The following is a 16,740-nucleotide window of genomic DNA, read 5'->3' as shown; positions in this document are numbered from 1 at the left end:
CTCCAAGTACATCGGGGTCAGGGCACTGATATCGGCCTATACGGTAGCGAAGCCAGTGCCGCTGGAGCGCACGAGTGCGGCGAATGCGCTGTGCGCGCGGTCTCCGCGCACGTGGCAAGAGGAGACGATGCCGCCTCACAAGAGCTAAGCTTTTTCAGTTGCGCCTCACGCGGCCTAGGAGACACTGGCGAGTCGATTTCCTCGCAGCGCCCAGGACCATTCCGCGCATGTCGTCTTGAATCCGTCCGCTCCGCTTCAGAGGAGAGCCGTGTCCGCTGCCATCAACCCGGCCGTCAAGCAGGCGATACTGTTCGAGCAGCAGCGCCTCGACGAGCTGTACGCCCGCCTCGACCGCCTGCGCGACGAGAGCGCCGAGCGGCTCGGCGAGTCGCGCCGCAAGCATGTGGAGAACGACCAGGAGCGCTCGCAGCGCGACGCCGAGACGCACCTGTACCGCCGCCGCATCGCCGAGCTCGACGCCGTCGAGGAGGGCCTGTGCTTCGGGCGGCTCGACTACCTCAACGGCGATGCGCCGATGTACTTGGGCCGCATCGGCATCCACGCCGAAGGCGGGGAGCAGATGCTCGTCGACTGGCGCAGCGAGGCGGGCCGCCGCTTCTACCTCGCCACCGCCGCGTCCCCCGCCGGGGTGCGCCGCCGCCGCCACCTCCACACCAAGGGACGCCGCCTGCGCTCGGTGAACGACGAGGTCCTGGACCTGGACGCCGCGAGCGAGTCGGGTTCCACGATCGGCTCCGAGGGCGCGCTCATGGCCGCGCTGGACGCGGCCCGCACCGGCACGATGCAGGACATCGTGGCCACGATCCAGGCCGAGCAGGACCGGATCATCCGCGCGCCCTTGGAGGGCGTCATGATCGTCGACGGCGCGCCGGGCACCGGCAAGACCGCCGTCGCCCTGCACCGCGCCGCCTACCTCCTCTACGAGCACCGCGAGCGGCTCAAGCGCCAGGGCGTGCTCATCATCGGCCCCGGCAAGCAGTTCCTCCGCTACATCTCCGAGGTCCTGCCGGGCCTCGCCGAGTCCGACGTGCTGCTGCGCACGCCCGCGCAGCTGTTCCCCGGCGTCGTCGCCGACCGGCCCGAGACCGAGGCCGCGGCCGCCGTCAAGGGCCGGGCCGTCATGGCCGGGGTCATCGCCAGCGCGGTGGCCGACCGCCAGGTGGTGCCGCGCGAGCCCGTGCCGGTCGACTTCGAGGGCCACGAGCTGTTCCTGCGGCCCGAGAAGATCACGGCGGCGCGGGACGCGGCGCGCGAGACGGGCCTGCCGCACAACGAGGCGCGCGAGACCTTCCACAAGCGGGTGATCGCCGACCTGGCGATCCAGTACGCGGACATCATCGGCGAGGACCCGCTGGGCGGGGAGAACCTGCTGGGCCTGGAGGACCGGGCGCAGTTCGCGGTCGAGATCGCCTCCGATCCGGTGATCCGGGGCCAGATCGAGGTGCTGTGGCCCGAGCTGACGCCGAAGGAGCTCTTGGAGGACCTGTTCTCGTCCCGGGAGCTCATCGCCTCGGCGGCGGCGGTGCTCAAGAAGGAGGAGCGGGCGCTGCTGCTGCGCCAGCCGGGCGGCTGGAGCGAGGCGGACATCGCGCTGCTCGACGAGGCCGCCGAGCACCTGGGCGAGGTCGAGGTGAAGCAGCGGGCCGGCGAGCTCACGGCCGAGCAGATCGCGTACGCGCAGGATGTGCTCACGATCGCGGCCGGTTCGGCCTCGTTCGACTTCGAGGACGAGGAGTCGGAGATCCTGCAGGCCACCGACGTCATCGACGAGTTCTGGCTCGGCGAGCGGCAGGTCGACGAGCGGTTCGTGTCCGTGGCGGAGCGGGCGGCGGCCGACCGGCGCTGGATCTTCGGGCACGTGATCGTCGACGAGGCCCAGGAACTGTCCCCTATGGAGTGGCGGGCGCTGCTGCGGCGCTGCGTGACGCGGTCGTTCACCGTCGCCGGGGACCTGGCGCAGGCCGCCGGCCCGACCGCGCCGAAGCGCTGGGGAGAGGTGTTCGGGAACGCCGGGCTCGACTGGCGGGCCGAGCGGCTGACGGTCTCGTACCGGACCCCGGCCGAGATCATGGAGGTCGCGGCGCGGGTGCTCGACGCGATCGACGTGGAGGCGGCCCGGCCGCGCTCGGTGCGCGAGTCGGGGCACCGGCCGTGGCTCGAGATCGCGCAGGAGGACCTGGACGCGCGGGTCGAGGAGCTGGTCGCGGCCGAGAAGGCGGCGATCGGCGAGGGCAGCGTGGCGATCGTGACCACGCCTGAGCGCGCGGCGGGGCTCGCGGGCATCGCCGATGCGGCGGTGCTCACTGTCAAGCAGGCCAAGGGACTCGAGTTCGACTCCGTGATCGTCGTCGACCCGGACGCGATCGCGGGCACGGGCCTGCGGAACCTCTATGTGGCGCTGACGCGGGCCACCAAGCGCCTCGGCGTCGTGGCGCCTGACAAGCCTGTGTTCCCCGGCGCAGAGGTCCTGTAAGAGTCGTTCCCAGCTCCTACACTGATCACCAGAAGTGGGAGTGAGGTGCGGGTTGACAACGACGACAGGGGACCTGACCGGCGCGCGTATCGACGGGCGGTACCGGCTCGAGCGGCTCATCGCGCGCGGCGGCATGGCCGATGTCTACGAGGCGCGGGACGAGCGCCTCGACCGCACCGTGGCGGTGAAGATCATCACCAACGCGGCGGTGGCCGGGTTCGACGTGAAGGCCTTCGCCGACGAGGCCAAGACCATCGCGCGGCTCTCGCACCCGAACATCGTGGCCGTGTTCGACCAGGGCGTCCACGAGGGACTGCCGTACGTCGTCATGGAGTACGTGCCCGGCACGACCCTGCGCGACCTGCTCAACCGGCGGCGCCGCCTGCGCCTCGAAGAGGCCGTGGAGCTGTGCGGCCAGCTCCTCGACGGGCTCCAGGCCGCGCACGACGCCGGGCTCGTGCACCGCGACATCAAGCCCGAGAACATCCTGCTCAAGAACGGCGGCCGCGGCGACCGCGTCAAGGTGGTGGACTTCGGTCTGGCCGAAGCGGTCCACGGCGACCGCGACACCGGCGGCCCGCTCGTCGCCACCGCCGCGTACGTGGCGCCCGAGCTGGTGAACGGCAAGCCCGCCACGACCGCGAGCGACGTGTACTCGACCGCGATCCTCCTGTACGAGCTGCTGACCGGCGAAGTCCCGTTCGACGGCCCCGACTCCGGAGCGGTGGCGCGCCGGCACGTCGACGAGGACGTGCCGTCCCCGCAGGTGAAGGCCCCTGACGTTCCCGACAGCCTCGCGGAGCTGGTGATGATCGCCGCCGCGCGGCGGCCCGGCGCGCGCCCGGTCGACGCCGGGGCGTTCCTGCGCCGCCTCCATGCGATCGACGTGCGGCCCGCCAAGGGCAGCACCGGGAAGGTCCCGCGGCCCACGCGGGTCGTGCAGACGACGATGGTCGTGGATCCGCCGAAGGCCAAGCGGTCGTGGAAGGCGCTGCTCACGCTCGGCCTCATCGTGGCGCTGCTCGTCGGCGTCGCCGCGGCCGGATGGTGGATCGGCATCGGCCGGTACACGGCCGCGCCGTCGCTGCTCGACCAGTCGCGGGAGTCCGTGGAGGCGTTCGCCGAAGAGGCGGGCTTCGAGGTCGAGATCGTCGACGGCTACAGCGAGAGCGTGCCCGTGGGCGGGATCGTCTCGCAGGACCCCGGTGTGGGCGACCGCATCCGCCGCGGCTCCACTATCACCGTGGTCGTCTCGCAAGGGCCCGAGCGGTACCAGGTGCCGAACCTCGCCGGGCTCCCCGAGGACAAGGCCCGCGAAGAGCTCTCGAAGTTCAACGCCGAGATCGAGGTCGAGCACGAGTACAGCGTCGACATCAGGGCGGGCGAGGTGACCCGCACCGATCCTCCGGCGGGTGAAGAGGTCAAGGCCGGGACCCCGGTGACGGTCTTCGTCTCCGACGGGTTCCCGCCGCTCACCGTCCCGAACGTGGTGGGCAAGAGCGAAGACGACGCCCGCTCGGACATCACGACCGAGGGCCTGGAGATCGGCGAGGTCACCCGCAGCCACAGCGACACCATCGACGCGGGGCTCGTCATCTCGCAGACCCCCGCGGGCGAGGCCCCGGCCGGGCCCGGCGACACCGTCGACCTCGTCATCAGCGACGGCCCCGAGCCCGTCGAGATCCCCGACGTGGTCGGCATGGACATCGAGCAGGCCACCGAGGAGCTCGAAAGCCTCGGGTTCACCGTCAAGACCGCGCAGATCTGGTTCACCGGGACGGTCTTCGAGCAGTCTCTCGACGCCGGCAGCGAGCACCCCAAGGGGACCGAGATCTGGCTCTGGGCGAGATGAGGCGAAGGGCCGGACGGTCACCCGTCCGGCCCTCCTCCGTATGGCGCTAGTTCGCCCCTGCCGACTTCAGCTCGGTCATCGTGAACAGCGGCCGGATCGTCACGCCGATCTCGGCGAGGTTCTTCAGGCCGCCCGACTCGCGGTCGATGACGCACAGGCCGCCCTCGACGATCCCGCCCCGGTTCCGCAGCTCCGCCACGGCGTCGAGCACGGCGCCGCCCGAGGTGATCACGTCCTCCACGATGAACAGTCGCCGCCCCTCGACCTCGCCGCCCTCGGCCAGACGGCACGTGCCGTACGTCTTGGCCTCCTTGCGCACGAACAGGGCCGGAAGCCCCGTCACCTGCGACAGCATCGTCACGATGGGGATGCCGCCGGTCTCGAGCCCGGCCAGCGCGTCCACGCCGTGCGCGGGCACCAGCGGCGCCAGCGCTTCGGCGATGCGCCGCAGCAGGACCGGGTCGGACTCGAACAGGTACTTGTCGAAGTACTCGTGCGCGACCACACCGGACCGGAGGGTGAACTCCCCGGTCAGGTGCGAGCGGTTGAAGATGTCGCGGGCGAGGTCAGTGGTGCTCATGCGGCCAGCCTGCCACGTGCGGGCCCTTACGGGCGCAGCGGCGGGTAATCCGGGTCGAGGAGGTCACGCTCGGCGAGCCAGTTGTACAGCGGCGTCTCCTTCGGCCAGTGGCCCCAGCCGTGGTCGCCGGTGGCCATGTGGCCGCCGAGCATCTGCTGCTGCACCGGGTCGAGGTCGTTCCACCACGGCTCGTTCGGCAGGTGGTCGACGATGTCGCGGGCGCGGATCCAGCGCGGCGTGAACCCGAAGAACGCGACCTTGCGGGTCAGGTCCGAGTAGTTGTCGCTGCGGGCGTGCCAGATGCGGCGGTCGAAGAACATGACGTCGCCGGCGTTGCCGGTGACCTCGATGGCGCCTTCGGGGTCGGGCCACTCCATGTCGCGGCGCGGCGGGCCGTCGATCCGGTTCCACTTGTGGGAGCCGGGGATGATCTTGGTGTTGCCGCGGCCCTCTTCGGTCAGGTCGGTGAAGAAGTAGGCGAGCTTGACGGACAGGCGCGGGCGCGGGTCGGTCTCGGTCTCGCGGTTCTGGCGGCCGCCGTCCTGGTGCCATTCGAACCGGAAGGGGCGCTTGCCCTCGATCGGCGGGTGCTTGTCCACGTGCGAGTGGTAGACGTGGAAGTTCCAGCCCAGGATCGACCACACGTAGTGGAAGGTCTTGGGGTGGTTGAGGAGGAACGCGAGTTCCGGGCAGGAAGTGACGGCGTCGAGGCGGTGCATCGCGCCTTCGGGGCTCAGGCGCCCCGCTTCCCTCTCGAGCTCGTACACGCGGTCCAGAGCGTCGTTGCAACGCTGGATCTCAGCGGCGTCGAGCGCGCCGCGGATCATCAGATAGCCGTCGCGATCGAAGGCTTCACGCTGCTCAGGGGTAAGAGCTGCGGCACCGACCGATGTCAATGCGGTCATCTCAATGCCTTTCCGGTTTCCAGGGGGATCTTGTCGTCTACATAGACGCGTGATCCGCCCTCGGCGGTTGCACCGCGGGAATCGGAAAATCAGGCAAGACTCCCGCGGCGTTCATTACCGGAAATGGTAGGCGCGATCACTTCGGAAGCGCTGGAGAAAGACTCGAACTTCCATGGGAAGTCGTGAAACCTCCCGCATCGTGCCGATTTCGCTACTCTCCGAAAAGATCGGTGATCCAGTCGAACCAGCCGAAGTCGAGCGAGATCCAGGACCAGCTGAGCTGGTCGAGGTAGCTCATGCCGACCATGAACAGGAAGACGCCGGTCGCGAGGTGCGCGAGGCGCGCAGATTTGCGCTTGGCGTGCAGCCAGCGGCCCCACAGGATGCCGCCCGCGACGCGGATCAGGAAGAACACGCCGACGGCCACGGCGAGCACGAACAGGTAGCTGAAGACCTGGCTGCCGAGCGTCTCCATGCCCTGCTGGAGGGCCCAGATGAGCCACATGATGAGCGAGAACAAGGCGCCGATCACGGAGAGCTCGAAGCCCTTCGAGAGCGATCCGGGCGGGCCGAGCAGCGGCGGCCGGTCGGCCTTGTCGAGCTCGCGCTCGCTCGGCTCCTCGGGGTCGGTGGCGAGCTTGAGGCGCGGCAGCGGGCCGCGCTCGGGGGACGGCCCGGCGGAGCGGCCGGGCGAGTAGGCGTCGGGGCGCTCGTTCTGGCCGGGCACGCGCACGCGGCCGGCGACCGGCTTCTCCTGCGGGGCCGGGCTCTGCGGGGGCACGCCGGCCTCCATGACGCGGGTGCCGTCGGCCATCACGCGGGTGCTGTCGGCGGGCGGCGCTGAAGCGGGCGTCACCTGCGTGGGCGCGGCGAGCGGCGGGGGCGCCAGGTCGAGGCGGCGGGTCGCGGCGGAGTCGATCGGGGTGCCGCCGATCGGCATCGAGTGCGGGCCGCCCTGGTGCTGGGTGTTCCAGTCGACGCCGAGGTCGGGGAGGTTCGAGCGGGAGACGACGGCGCACAGCTCGCCGATCCAGCGCGGCAGCTCCTCGGTGCGCGGCCGGTTGTCCGGGTTGTCGTCGAGGGGCGCGGTCAAGAGTTCGCGCAGGCGCGGGTTCGACTCCAGGACCGGGTGCTTGCGCAGCCGCGCCCACGGCACCGACTGCTCCTGGCCGGGCGAGTCGGTGCGGGCGCTCGCGCCCGTGACGAGGTAGAACGCGATCGAGCCGAAGCCGTGCACGTCGTAGGCGGGGCCGACGCTCCCCTGGTGCGCTTCGGGCCCGGCGGTCTCGCGGGTGTACGCGATGGTGGTCAGGTGCGCGGGCGTGTAGTAGCGGGCGCCGGTGAAGTCGATGACCTTCGCCGAGCCGTCGGGGCCGATGATCACGTTCGCGGGCTTGAGGTCCATGTGCAGGACGGGGTGCGCGCCCGTGGGCGGGTGGTGCATGGCCCGCATGACCTCGGCGACGGACTTGAGGGTGCGCGCGGCGTCGACGCGGCCGAGCCGCCACTGCAGGAGCTGGCGCAGGTCGTGGCCGGGCAGGTACTCGAGGACCTGGAACGGCACCGGCTCGCCCTGCGGGGCCTGGCCGGGCGGGTGCGGCAGGCGGCCGTAGAACGCGTCGATGCGGCGGCAGATCGAGCCCACGTCGCGGCCGTGGAGGTCCATGAGGACCGCGTCGCCCTTGTCCCAGGAGCGGAACTGGTGCTCGCGGGTGTCATGGGGGTTGAGGCGCAGGACCTTGACGCTCAGCGGCGCCGAGGCGACCCCGGCGGAGACGCGGACGGCCTGGTACACGTCGGCCTGCCCGCCCGAGCCGAGCAGGCCGGTCAGCCGGTAGCTCTGCTCTGACCCCGGCAGGGGGTCGGCCGGTCCGCAGACGAGGTCGACGGTGGCGTGCGACATGAGGTGGTCCTTCGCGATGAATAGATCCGAGCCAATAGCGTAACGCCCGGAATCCACCTTCCACGGCCCCCAGAGGCGGTGCTGTTCGCATCGTCTCAGCTGACAACCCGGCGCGGGGTCCGCGGGCTCAGCGCCCGGGGTTCCAGGGGCTGCCGGCCTGCGGCGAGGAGGCCGGGGTGATGCCGCCCGCGGAGGGCTGGCCGTACGAGCTGGCGGGCGGGGCGGGCGCCTGGCTCGCGTTCATCGGCTCGAACACGCCGCCGGGCTGCTGCGGTTTCGGCGAGACGACGGGTTCGAACGCGACCCGGTCGAAGCTGCCCGTCGAGACGGGTGCGGCAACCTGGCCGCCCGCACGGGAGAGCGACCAGAGCGCGGGCGAGAGCGCCAGAGTGAGCACGCCGAACCCGATGGCCCACAGCTCGACCGGCGCCGAGTCCTCGGCGAGGCCGGTCAGGTCGAAGTCGGCGATGTACCACAGGAGCGAAGCGGTGAGGAACAGCAAGGTTCCGAGCAGACCGATCGTCTGAAAGATCTGGAGGAGAACGCGAAAACCCTTGGACATGTGTCGACGCTACCAACAGGCGTCCAATATCTCTAGATGCGATCTTCCGAATTCGCCTGGTTTTCGCCGACGCGAAAGGGCCCGGGGCATTCGCCCCGGGCCCTTCGACGGTGTTGCGTCTTAAGGCAGTTCGGGCAGCTCGTGAGTGGCCTCCCACTCGGTGAGCATGTCGATGCGGCGCTGGTGGCGCTCGGCCCCGGAGAAGGCCTCGTCCACGAACGCGTCGGCGAAGCTGGTGGCCTCCTCGAGCGAGTGCATGCGGCCGCCGATGGCGACCACGTTCGCGTCGTTGTGCTGGCGGCCGAGCTTGGCGGTCTCCACGCTCCAGGCCAGGGCCGCGCGGCAGCCCGGGACCTTGTTCGCGGCGATCTGCTCGCCGTTGCCGGAGCCGCCGATCACGATGCCGAGGCTGCCCTTGTCGGCCACGACCTGCGAGGCGGCGTTGAGGCAGAACGGCGGGTAGTCGTCCTCGGCGTCGTACTGGTGCGGGCCCACGTCGACGACCTCGAAGCCTCGGCCGCCCAGGTGCTTCACCAGGTGGTCCTTGAGTTCGAGGCCCGCGTGGTCGGAGGCGAGATAAATGCGCACGATGGGACCTTAGCCTTTCGGGAGCTCGACGATGGCGAGACCGGCGCGCGCCTTCGGCACGAACCAGGTGGACTTGCGCGGCATCTTGAGCCGCTGGAGGTTCACGTCGATGAAGTCGGGGACCGTGACCGGGGCGATGAGGATCGCCAGGTCGGCCTTGCCCGCGTCCACCTGCTCGGCGAGCCACGACGCCGGGTAGTCGCCGCCCACGTACGTGATGCGCTTGTCCCCCGCGTCCCAGCCGAGCAGTCCGGTGAAGACCTCGTTCTCGACCTGCGTGTGGTCGAGCCGGTCCACGACCGAGCCCTCCACTGCGGGGAACGCGATCTCCCAGGTGCGGCCCTGGCCGTAGACGACCACGGTGCCGCCCTCGGCCGGGGTTTCCGGGGGGCCGTCGGTCTCGATGACCGAGGCGCCGATCTGGCCGATCTGCTCCACCAGCTGCGCGGCCGAGCCGGGCAGGCCCTTGACGAGGCGGTGGTAGGGGCGGATCACGACCGACTGCGGGGTGGTGATGACCGCGAGGAACCGGTCGAGCTCGCCGACCTGCGCGGCGAGCGAGCGGTGGTTGCCGTCGGCGACGATGAGGTCGCCGTCCCCGGCCAGCGCGGTCAGGGCCTCGCCGGCGTCGCCGCCGATCGCCCAGATCTCGTGCGAGCGCCCGGCCTCGTCCACGTCCTTGGCGACGGGCTCGCCGGCGCCGGCGATCGCGGTCTCGATCGCGGCGTGCAGCTCCTCGCCGCGGCTCGACTGGAGCAGCAGGACGGGGCTGAGGAGGTGGCGCAGGCGCTGGTTGAGCTCGTTGCGCTGCTTGACCTTCTCGATGAAGACGTCCTCGTTGCGGATGACCTTGCCGGGCTCCTCGGCGGAGGAGGAGATCTCGGCGGTGTCGACGAGGCAGAACACGCCGTACGCGGTGGGCTCCTCGCCGCCGGAGATCCGGTAGGCCACGGCCACGTCGCCGAACGCGGCGAAGCGCCCGGCTTCCTTGAGCGCGGCGAGGCGTTCGGCGGCGGCCGGGAGGGCCTGCTCGAACGTCAGGCCCGCGGCCACCGCTTCGGGCGTGTGGGCGGGCATCTCGACGCCCAGCATGGACGCGGGGTTCGCCTCGATGATCCGGGTGATCTCGGTTTCGTCGGGGAACTCGTCGTAGTTCTTCGCACCAGTGCTCCCGGTGGAAAGCCAGGCCTGGTCGATCGGGTGTGCAGCAGTCACGCCACGAGCGTAATCGACCCTGTTCGTCGGCGACGTGGCCGCCGAGTGAACTCCCGAGATGTGACACACTTCTTTCATATCCGAACCCTGACTGGAGGCATTGTGGCGGCAACGCACATTCTCACTCGAGACGAGGCTCAGCGACGCGTTGAGCTGCTCCACGTCGAGTCCTACACCGTGGAGCTCGACCTCACCGGGCACGAGCAGGGCGACACCTTCGGCTCGCGCACCGCCGTCAAGTTCTCCTGCACCGAACCGGGTGCCGAGACGTTCATCGAGATCGCCGCCGAGCGCATCGAAGACGCCTACCTCAACGGGGAGCCCGTCGACCTCACGGCCTTCGACCCCAAGGCCGGGCTGAAGATCACCGGCCTCGCGGCCGAGAACGAACTGGTCGTCAACGCGGTCTGCGCGTACTCGACCGACGGGCAGGGCCTGCACCGCATGGTCGACCCGGTCGACAAGGAGACGTACCTCTACTCGCAGTTCGAGGTGGCCGACGCGCAGCGCGTGTACGCCTGCTTCGACCAGCCCGACCTCAAGGCCGCCTTCACATTCCAGGTGCGCACCCCCAAGCACTGGACCGTCATCTCGAACATGCCGGCCGAGTCCGAGACCGTCGTCGACGAGATCGGCCTCAAGGTGACCCTGTTCGAGCAGTCGGTGCGGATGAGCCCGTACATCACCGCGATCTGCGCGGGCCCGTACTTCGGGGTGCACGAGGAGCACGACGGGATCGACCTGGGCCTGTACTGCCGCCAGTCGATGAAGGACTACCTCGACCCCGAAGGGGTCTTCGAGGTCACCCGCCAGGGCTTCGACCACTTCCACGAGCACTTCGGGGTCCGCTACCCGCTGCCGAAGTACGACCAGGTCTTCGCCCCCGAGTACAACTTCGGCGCCATGGAGAACTTCGGCTGCATCACGATCGCCGAGGCCTCGTTCCTGTTCCGCTCCCAGGTCACCGACTTCGAGCTCGAGCAGCGCGCGAACGTGATCCTGCACGAGATGGCGCACATGTGGTTCGGCGACCTCGTGACCATGCGCTGGTGGGACGACCTGTGGCTCAACGAGTCCTTCGCGGAGTGGGCCAGCCACTGGGCGAACGTCGAGGCCACCCGGTTCGACGGCGCGTGGACCACGTTCCTCTCGGCCCGCAAGAACTGGGGCTACGGCGCCGACCAGCAGCCGACCACGCACCCGGTGTACACCGCCGCGGGCGACACCGAGGAGATCCAGGCCAACTTCGACGGCATCACCTACTCCAAGGGCGCCTCGATCCTCAAGCAGCTCGTCGCGTACGTCGGCATCGAGCCGTTCCTGGCGGGGCTGCGCGCCTACTTCGAGAAGCACCAGTTCGGCAACGCGGTCTTCCAGGACCTGCTCGGCGAGCTGGAGGCCGCGAGCGGCAAGCCGCTCAAGGACTTCGCGGACACGTGGCTGCGCACCGCGGGCGTCTCGACCCTGCGTCCCGACGTGGCGGTCGACGCGGAGGGCAACTACACCAAGGTGACCGTGCTGCAGGAGGTCCCGGCCGAGCACCCGACCCACCGCACGCACCGCATCGCGATCGGCCTCTACGACCTCGAGGGCGGCGCGCTCGTGCGCCGCGACCGGATCGAAGTGGACGTCACCGGTGAAGCGACCGAGATCGCGGCGCTCGCAGGCGTGAAGCAGCCGGACCTGCTGCTGCTCAACGACGACGACCTGACGTACGCGAAGCTGCGCCTGGACGAGCGGAGCCTCGCCACGGCCGTCGAGCACACCTCGGCGCTCGAGGACTCGCTCGCCCGCGCCCTGATCTGGGCCGCCGCGTGGGACATGCTTCGCGACGCCGAGCTCTCCGCGACGCAGTTCGTGGCGCTGGGCACCAAGAGCCTCACCACCGAGACGGACATCAACATCGTCACCGTCGCGCAGCGGCAGGTCGCCGGGGCGCTCGCCTACGCCGACCCCGCGCACCGGGCCGCGCTGCGCGAGTCCTGGGCGCAGGCCGCGAAGGCCGCGATGGAGGCCGCCGCGCCGGGCTCGGACCCGCAGCGGTCGTGGGCGAAGGCCTACGCGTCCGCGTCGCGATCCGAGGCCGACCTGGCCCGCATCGCCGGGTGGCTCGAGGACCGCGAGGTCCCCGAGGGCCTGGCCGTCGACGCCGACCTGCGGTGGGCGCTGCTCACCGGGCTCGTCGGCAACGGCGCGGTCCCCGAGGACGCCATCGACACCGAGCTCGACCGCGACTCGACCGCCGACGGCCAGCGCCTGGCGATCATTGCCCGCGCGGTCGTGCCGAACGCGGAAGCGAAGCAGCGCGCCTGGGAGCGGATCACCGACCCGAACTCCGAGAACTGGGTCCGCCGGTCCTCGATGCTCGGCTTCGCGCCGCTCGACCAGGCCGACCTGGTGCGCCCGTACCTGCGCCCGTACCTGGACGCGGTGCCGGAGCTGTGGGAGAAGCTGGGCGCCCAGCAGGCCGTCGAGTTCTCCAAGCTCGCGTTCCCGTCGAACCTGATCGAGACCGAGACCCTCGAGGCGCTCGACGCGTGGCTCGCCGAGGACCGGCCCGCGCCGGTCAAGCGCGGCGTCGCCGAGGGCCGGGCCGATGTGGCCCGCGCCCTGAAGGGCCGTGAACTGGACAAGTCCGCTTAGCCTCGGATCAAACCGCGTCAGGGCTCCGGGACCGCCGTGCAAGGTCCCGGAGCCCTGAGCGCTTCTCACGCCGTTGGTAAGCTCGCCGTGTTCCACCCCCCGGTGCCCGCCCGCGCCGACCCGGACACAGAAGAGGAGAAGAGCCGCCTTGTCCGCGCTTTTGCCGGTGGCCGTCCTGAGCGCCACCTTGGTCGCGTTGTTCGGGATCGTCCTGCCGCTCCTGCTCCTCGGGCCGGTGCTCGCCTCGCGCACCCGGCCGCAGCCCCAGCAGCTGATGTTCGCCGTCGTGCTGCTCATCCCGACCGTGCTCATCGGCTCCGGTTTCATGGCCTGGTGGGCCGTGGACTGGCTGCGCCGCTACGACGTGCCCGCGCCGGAGCTCACGGGGATCGCGCTGGTCACGGCGGCCGTGATCGGGCTGATGGCGCCGCTGCGCATGCCGGGCGGGAACGGGCCGTTCTGGCTCAAGCCGCTCCTGGGCCTCGCTTCGGGCGTGCTCGTGCCGATGTCGATCATCTGGTCGCTCGACGCCGGGCTGCACGAGGTGGCCGCGGTGGGCATCGGCGTGCTCGTCCTCGCGGTGCTCGTCGTGGCGTTCCGGGTCGTGGCGAAGCCGCTCGCGGACCGGCGCCAGGCCAAGCAGGCGCGCACTTCGGTGCGGCGCTTCCAGGGCCAGCTCGTGGACGTCGTCGACACGGCGTGGAGCCTGTCGAGCGCGCGCGGGGACGCGAACCGGATCGTGCTCACCTACAGCGGCGAGTCCGGCGGCAAGACCGTCGGCGCGGCCCTGATGCTCAAGCGCGACATGGAATGGGTGCCGAAGGCCAAGGAGAACGAGTCGGCGGTGTTCGAGCTCGCGAAGGGCCTCAACGGCCAGCCGACCGAGGCGGTCCTGGCCCAGAAGCAGATCGGCTCCCCCGCGACCCTGACGATGCGCATCCCGGGGACGACGATCCTGTCGATCCGCGAGACCGTCGCCGATTCGCTCTCGTGGGTCGAGTTCATCTCCAAGCTCGAGCTCACCGAGGCCGAGGACCTGCTCAAGCGCCAGTTCCCGGCCGAGACCGGCAAGTCGAAGTAGCAGCGCGAAGGCCCGGAAGCCGCGGCTTCCGGGCCTTCGTCGCATGTCGAGGTCTAGCGGCTCGCGGCGGTCTCCGCGAGCATGCGCAGGCCGGTGATGATGCCGCCGGCGAGCTGGCCGGCGCCGAACGCGGCCTCCATCGAGAAGACCACGAGGGCCGCGGAGCGGTCCGGGATCTTCTCCTGGGCGAGCTTGCCGGTCACGATCTCCAGCTGCCGCTGCTCGGGCGAGACGGCGATGAGGATCGAGCGGTCCGGGTCGGCGAGCTTGTCGTGCAGGGCCTCGGCCGCGCCGCGGACCGGGTCGTGCAGCGGGCCGACGTAGACGCTGTAGTGGAGGCCGCCGCCGTCGCGCTCGGCCACGGACAGGGCCTCGTCGATGTGCAGCAGCTCGCGGGTGTCGAAGGGGCCTTCGAGGACGGCCGGCTGGACCTCCTCGGGGCTCTTGTCGACGCCCTCGACGATGACCACCTGGTTACCACTTGCCATGCGAGCCTCCCTTGGGTCCACTGGCGACGGTCGCGGCGCCGTGGGCGCCCGACTCGAGTTCGGCCAAGCCGGACTCGCCTGCCACCGCGCCATTGCGGGCGACGAACCACACCGGTTTGAAGTTGTAGGGCTCACCCGCGCGGTAGCGGGACTGCGGCCGCGGGTGCCGCAGGAAGATCACGGCGAAGACCGCGACCACAACCAGGATCGGGGCGCCGAACAGTATCAGCCAGTCCTGGAACGTCATGTTGCTCCCCTAAATGCAGGTACAGGGTGGTCGGCATGCGGGCGCCGACACCCCGCTTCGTTGCGGCTGGTTAGCGGGCGCCGCCGCCCGGTCGTGTCCGGGTCGGCGGGCGGGCGCCTTGACCATGGCCCTCAGACTAATCCAATTACGCCCCTCACATCGCCGCAGGTGGTAACTCCGGTGCACCCGGTCGCACATGCCCGTGATGCGTTGGTGCGGAGGGGCATGCACGCGAACGGGGCCCGCCGTCGGTCTCACGACCGGCGACGGGCCCCGCACGTCCGATGGCGGCCCCTAAGAGAGCCGGGCGCGCTCCTTTCCGTGCTTGGGAAGCCAGGCTTCCCAGGCCGGGTCGGGGCGGCGCTGGCCGCGGAAGCCGCGCAGCTGCCAGCCCGAGGGCGGCCGGGGCACCCGAGGGAGGCGCCAGCCGAGCTCGGCCAGGGTCTTGTCGCTCTTGCGGTGGTTGCAGGGGGCGCACGCCGCCACGACGTTGTCCCACGTGTGCGTCCCGCCGCGCGAGCGGGGCACCACGTGGTCGATGGTCTCGGCCGAGGCGTTGCAGTACACGCAGCGCCAGTCGTCGCGGGCGAACACGCCGCGCCGCGAAGGGCTGGCCCCGACCTGCCTCGGAATCGGCACGTACCGGTTGAGGCGGACCACCGAGGGGACGGGAATGTGCATGGATTCCGAGCGCAGAAAACCGTCACCAGGAGTGACGGTTTCGGCCTTCCGAGTGAGCAGCAGCACTGCCGCCCGCTTGACTGGTATCACGCACAGAGGCTCGTAACTCTGGTTGAGGACGAGGGCGGAGCCCAGCGCGGGCGCATGGTGCGTGAAGAGATTCGGGAGCATCCCTGGGGCGGGGTCGCTGTCGAGAGCGCTCCTATGTCGAGGACCTATCACGGTGACGTACCTCCAAGCCATCGGTCCCGTCAAGTTTGACCTAAATCTCAGAAAATTGCACCCTGGTTCCGTGGGATCTTGAATGACGCGCGAATATCGTCTGTGCGAACCCGAGGCGACGCCGCATGGGACGGCCGTCGGCAAGGGTGCGCGCGGCCTGTGAACACTGCGGCCGCGCCCTCATGACCTTGAGAAGGACGAACGTGGAACTGCTTGCCGCCACCGAGGAGGCCTCGCCCTGCGACGCGGGCTTCAACTCGTGCTCGATGCTGTGGAGCATCACCAAGAGCGAGGGCTTCGCCGTCGACGGCGGTGCGGTCTTGGACAAGATCGGGCAGGTCCTGCTCATCGTCCTGGCGGCCCTCTTCCTCCGCTGGCTCGTCAACCGCGCCATCGGCCGCATCATCAAGCAGGTCACCTCCATCAAGGGCCCGCAGTCGATCGCCGAGCTCGCGGACAAGCTCGGCTCGGGCAACGCCCGCCGCGACGAGCTCCTCGGCGACCGCAGCGAGAAGCGCGCCGAGACCCTCACCGGCGTGCTCCAGCACGTCGCCGGGATCGTCATCTTCTCCGTCGCGTTCATGCTGGTCCTCAGCGCCTTCAACGTGAACCTCGCGCCGATCCTCGCCAGCGCGGGCATCGCCGGCATCGCCATCGGCTTCGGTGCCCAGAACCTCGTGCAGGACTACCTGGCCGGGATCTTCATCCTCATCGAGGACCAGTACGGCGTGGGCGACAACGTCGACGTCGGCGACGCCACGGGCACCGTGGTGGACATGGGCCTGCGCGTCACCACGCTGCGGTCGCTCGACGGGACGCTGTGGTACGTGCGCAACGGCCAGATCCTGCGGGTCGGCAACTCCAGCCAGAGCTGGGCGTACGTGGTGGTGGACACGCCGCTGCCGCCGACGGCGGACATCGACCGGGCCGGGGAGATCATCACGCAGGTCGCCGAGGGCTTCGTCGAGGACGAGGAGTGGAGCGAGCACATCCTCAAGGAGCCGGAGTACCTCGGCCCGATCGAGATGACGATCGACGAGATCAAGGTGCGCCTGGGCGTGCGGACCACCTCGGACAAGCAGTGGGCGGCCGGCCGCGAGCTGCGACTGCGGGTGACCGAGGCGCTGCGGGCGGCCGGGATCATCGACCTCGCGTCGGCCGGCCGGATCTACGTGCCCCGGACCGTCGCGAACGGCGGGGCCGCTGGTGCTCCCGGGGCGGCCGGGACGACCGCTTAGGTGATGTGCGGCCCATTCGGTGTGACGCGCGCCGGATGGGC

The 16,740-nt window shown here is 70.3% G+C and carries 14 protein-coding genes; 5 read left to right on the top strand and 9 right to left on the bottom strand.

The window, feature by feature from the left end:
- The first annotated feature begins 268 nt into the window (after nt 1-268).
- Nucleotides 269-2,494, top strand: a complete 2,226-nt coding sequence (locus J5V16_RS00210) for a HelD family protein (RefSeq protein ID WP_208493890.1) — start codon at nt 269-271, stop codon at nt 2,492-2,494.
- A 52-nt stretch (nt 2,495-2,546) separates the two neighbouring features.
- Nucleotides 2,547-4,346 carry a Stk1 family PASTA domain-containing Ser/Thr kinase gene (locus tag J5V16_RS00205; RefSeq protein WP_208493889.1) on the top strand — a complete coding sequence of 600 codons (1,800 nt, stop codon included), beginning with the start codon at nt 2,547-2,549 and terminating at the stop codon, nt 4,344-4,346.
- A gap of 46 nt (nt 4,347-4,392) precedes the next feature.
- Here the strand turns inward: J5V16_RS00205 and pyrE are convergent, their stop codons facing one another.
- The 6 genes from pyrE to J5V16_RS00175 form a co-directional block, all read right to left on the bottom strand.
- A complete protein-coding gene (gene pyrE / locus J5V16_RS00200) occupies nt 4,393-4,926 on the bottom strand; it encodes an orotate phosphoribosyltransferase (protein WP_208493888.1) in 534 nt (177 codons plus the stop codon).
- 26 nt (nt 4,927-4,952) lie between these two features.
- Nucleotides 4,953-5,831, bottom strand: coding sequence for a phytanoyl-CoA dioxygenase family protein (locus J5V16_RS00195; RefSeq protein WP_208493887.1), 879 nt, complete (start codon nt 5,829-5,831; stop codon nt 4,953-4,955).
- 211 nt (nt 5,832-6,042) lie between these two features.
- Nucleotides 6,043-7,734, bottom strand: a complete 1,692-nt coding sequence (locus tag J5V16_RS00190) for a serine/threonine protein kinase (protein ID WP_208493886.1) — start codon at nt 7,732-7,734, stop codon at nt 6,043-6,045.
- Between the two features lie 127 nt (nt 7,735-7,861).
- Entirely contained in the window at nt 7,862-8,296 is a 435-nt protein-coding gene (locus J5V16_RS00185) for a hypothetical protein (RefSeq protein WP_208493885.1), read from the bottom strand.
- A 120-nt stretch (nt 8,297-8,416) separates the two neighbouring features.
- Nucleotides 8,417-8,884 carry a ribose-5-phosphate isomerase gene (locus J5V16_RS00180; RefSeq protein ID WP_208493884.1) on the bottom strand — a complete coding sequence of 156 codons (468 nt, stop codon included), beginning with the start codon at nt 8,882-8,884 and terminating at the stop codon, nt 8,417-8,419.
- A 9-nt stretch (nt 8,885-8,893) separates the two neighbouring features.
- The gene (locus J5V16_RS00175; RefSeq protein ID WP_208493883.1) at nt 8,894-10,099 is read right to left on the bottom strand and encodes a DUF1015 family protein; all 1,206 of its coding nucleotides are present in this window, start codon (nt 10,097-10,099) and stop codon (nt 8,894-8,896) included.
- Nucleotides 10,100-10,201: 102 nt separating this feature from the next.
- Between J5V16_RS00175 and pepN the strand changes: the two genes are divergently transcribed.
- Nucleotides 10,202-12,742, top strand: a complete 2,541-nt coding sequence (gene pepN / locus J5V16_RS00170) for an aminopeptidase N (protein ID WP_208493882.1) — start codon at nt 10,202-10,204, stop codon at nt 12,740-12,742.
- A 148-nt stretch (nt 12,743-12,890) separates the two neighbouring features.
- Complete coding sequence (locus J5V16_RS00165) at nt 12,891-13,823, top strand: hypothetical protein (protein WP_208493881.1); 933 nt, start codon at nt 12,891-12,893, stop codon at nt 13,821-13,823.
- Between the two features lie 53 nt (nt 13,824-13,876).
- Here J5V16_RS00165 and J5V16_RS00160 read toward each other — a convergent pair whose 3' ends face one another.
- The 3 genes from J5V16_RS00160 to J5V16_RS00150 all read right to left on the bottom strand — a co-directional run bounded on the left by J5V16_RS00160 (nt 13,877) and on the right by J5V16_RS00150 (nt 15,410).
- Entirely contained in the window at nt 13,877-14,311 is a 435-nt protein-coding gene (locus J5V16_RS00160) for a DUF5130 family protein (protein ID WP_208493880.1), read from the bottom strand.
- Nucleotides 14,298-14,558: an aa3-type cytochrome oxidase subunit CtaJ gene (gene ctaJ, locus J5V16_RS00155; protein WP_208493879.1), complete on the bottom strand. Its 261-nt coding sequence runs from the start codon at nt 14,556-14,558 to the stop codon at nt 14,298-14,300. Before ctaJ ends, J5V16_RS00160 begins: the two co-directional genes overlap by 14 nt.
- A gap of 294 nt (nt 14,559-14,852) precedes the next feature.
- Nucleotides 14,853-15,410 (bottom strand): HNH endonuclease, encoded by a 558-nt coding sequence (locus J5V16_RS00150; RefSeq protein ID WP_208493878.1) that lies wholly within the window; start codon nt 15,408-15,410, stop codon nt 14,853-14,855.
- Between the two features lie 254 nt (nt 15,411-15,664).
- On the opposite strand from J5V16_RS00150, the gene J5V16_RS00145 reads away from it, so the two are divergent.
- The gene (locus J5V16_RS00145; RefSeq protein WP_208493877.1) at nt 15,665-16,699 is read left to right on the top strand and encodes a mechanosensitive ion channel family protein; all 1,035 of its coding nucleotides are present in this window, start codon (nt 15,665-15,667) and stop codon (nt 16,697-16,699) included.
- Nucleotides 16,700-16,740 lie beyond the last annotated feature (41 nt).

It is taken from the genome of Glycomyces niveus, from assembly GCF_017592475.1.
Lineage (GTDB): Bacteria > Actinomycetota > Actinomycetes > Mycobacteriales > Micromonosporaceae > Glycomyces > Glycomyces niveus.
The sequence above is the reverse complement of the archived record's forward strand: the minus strand, read 5'-3'. Positions and strand labels throughout refer to the sequence as shown.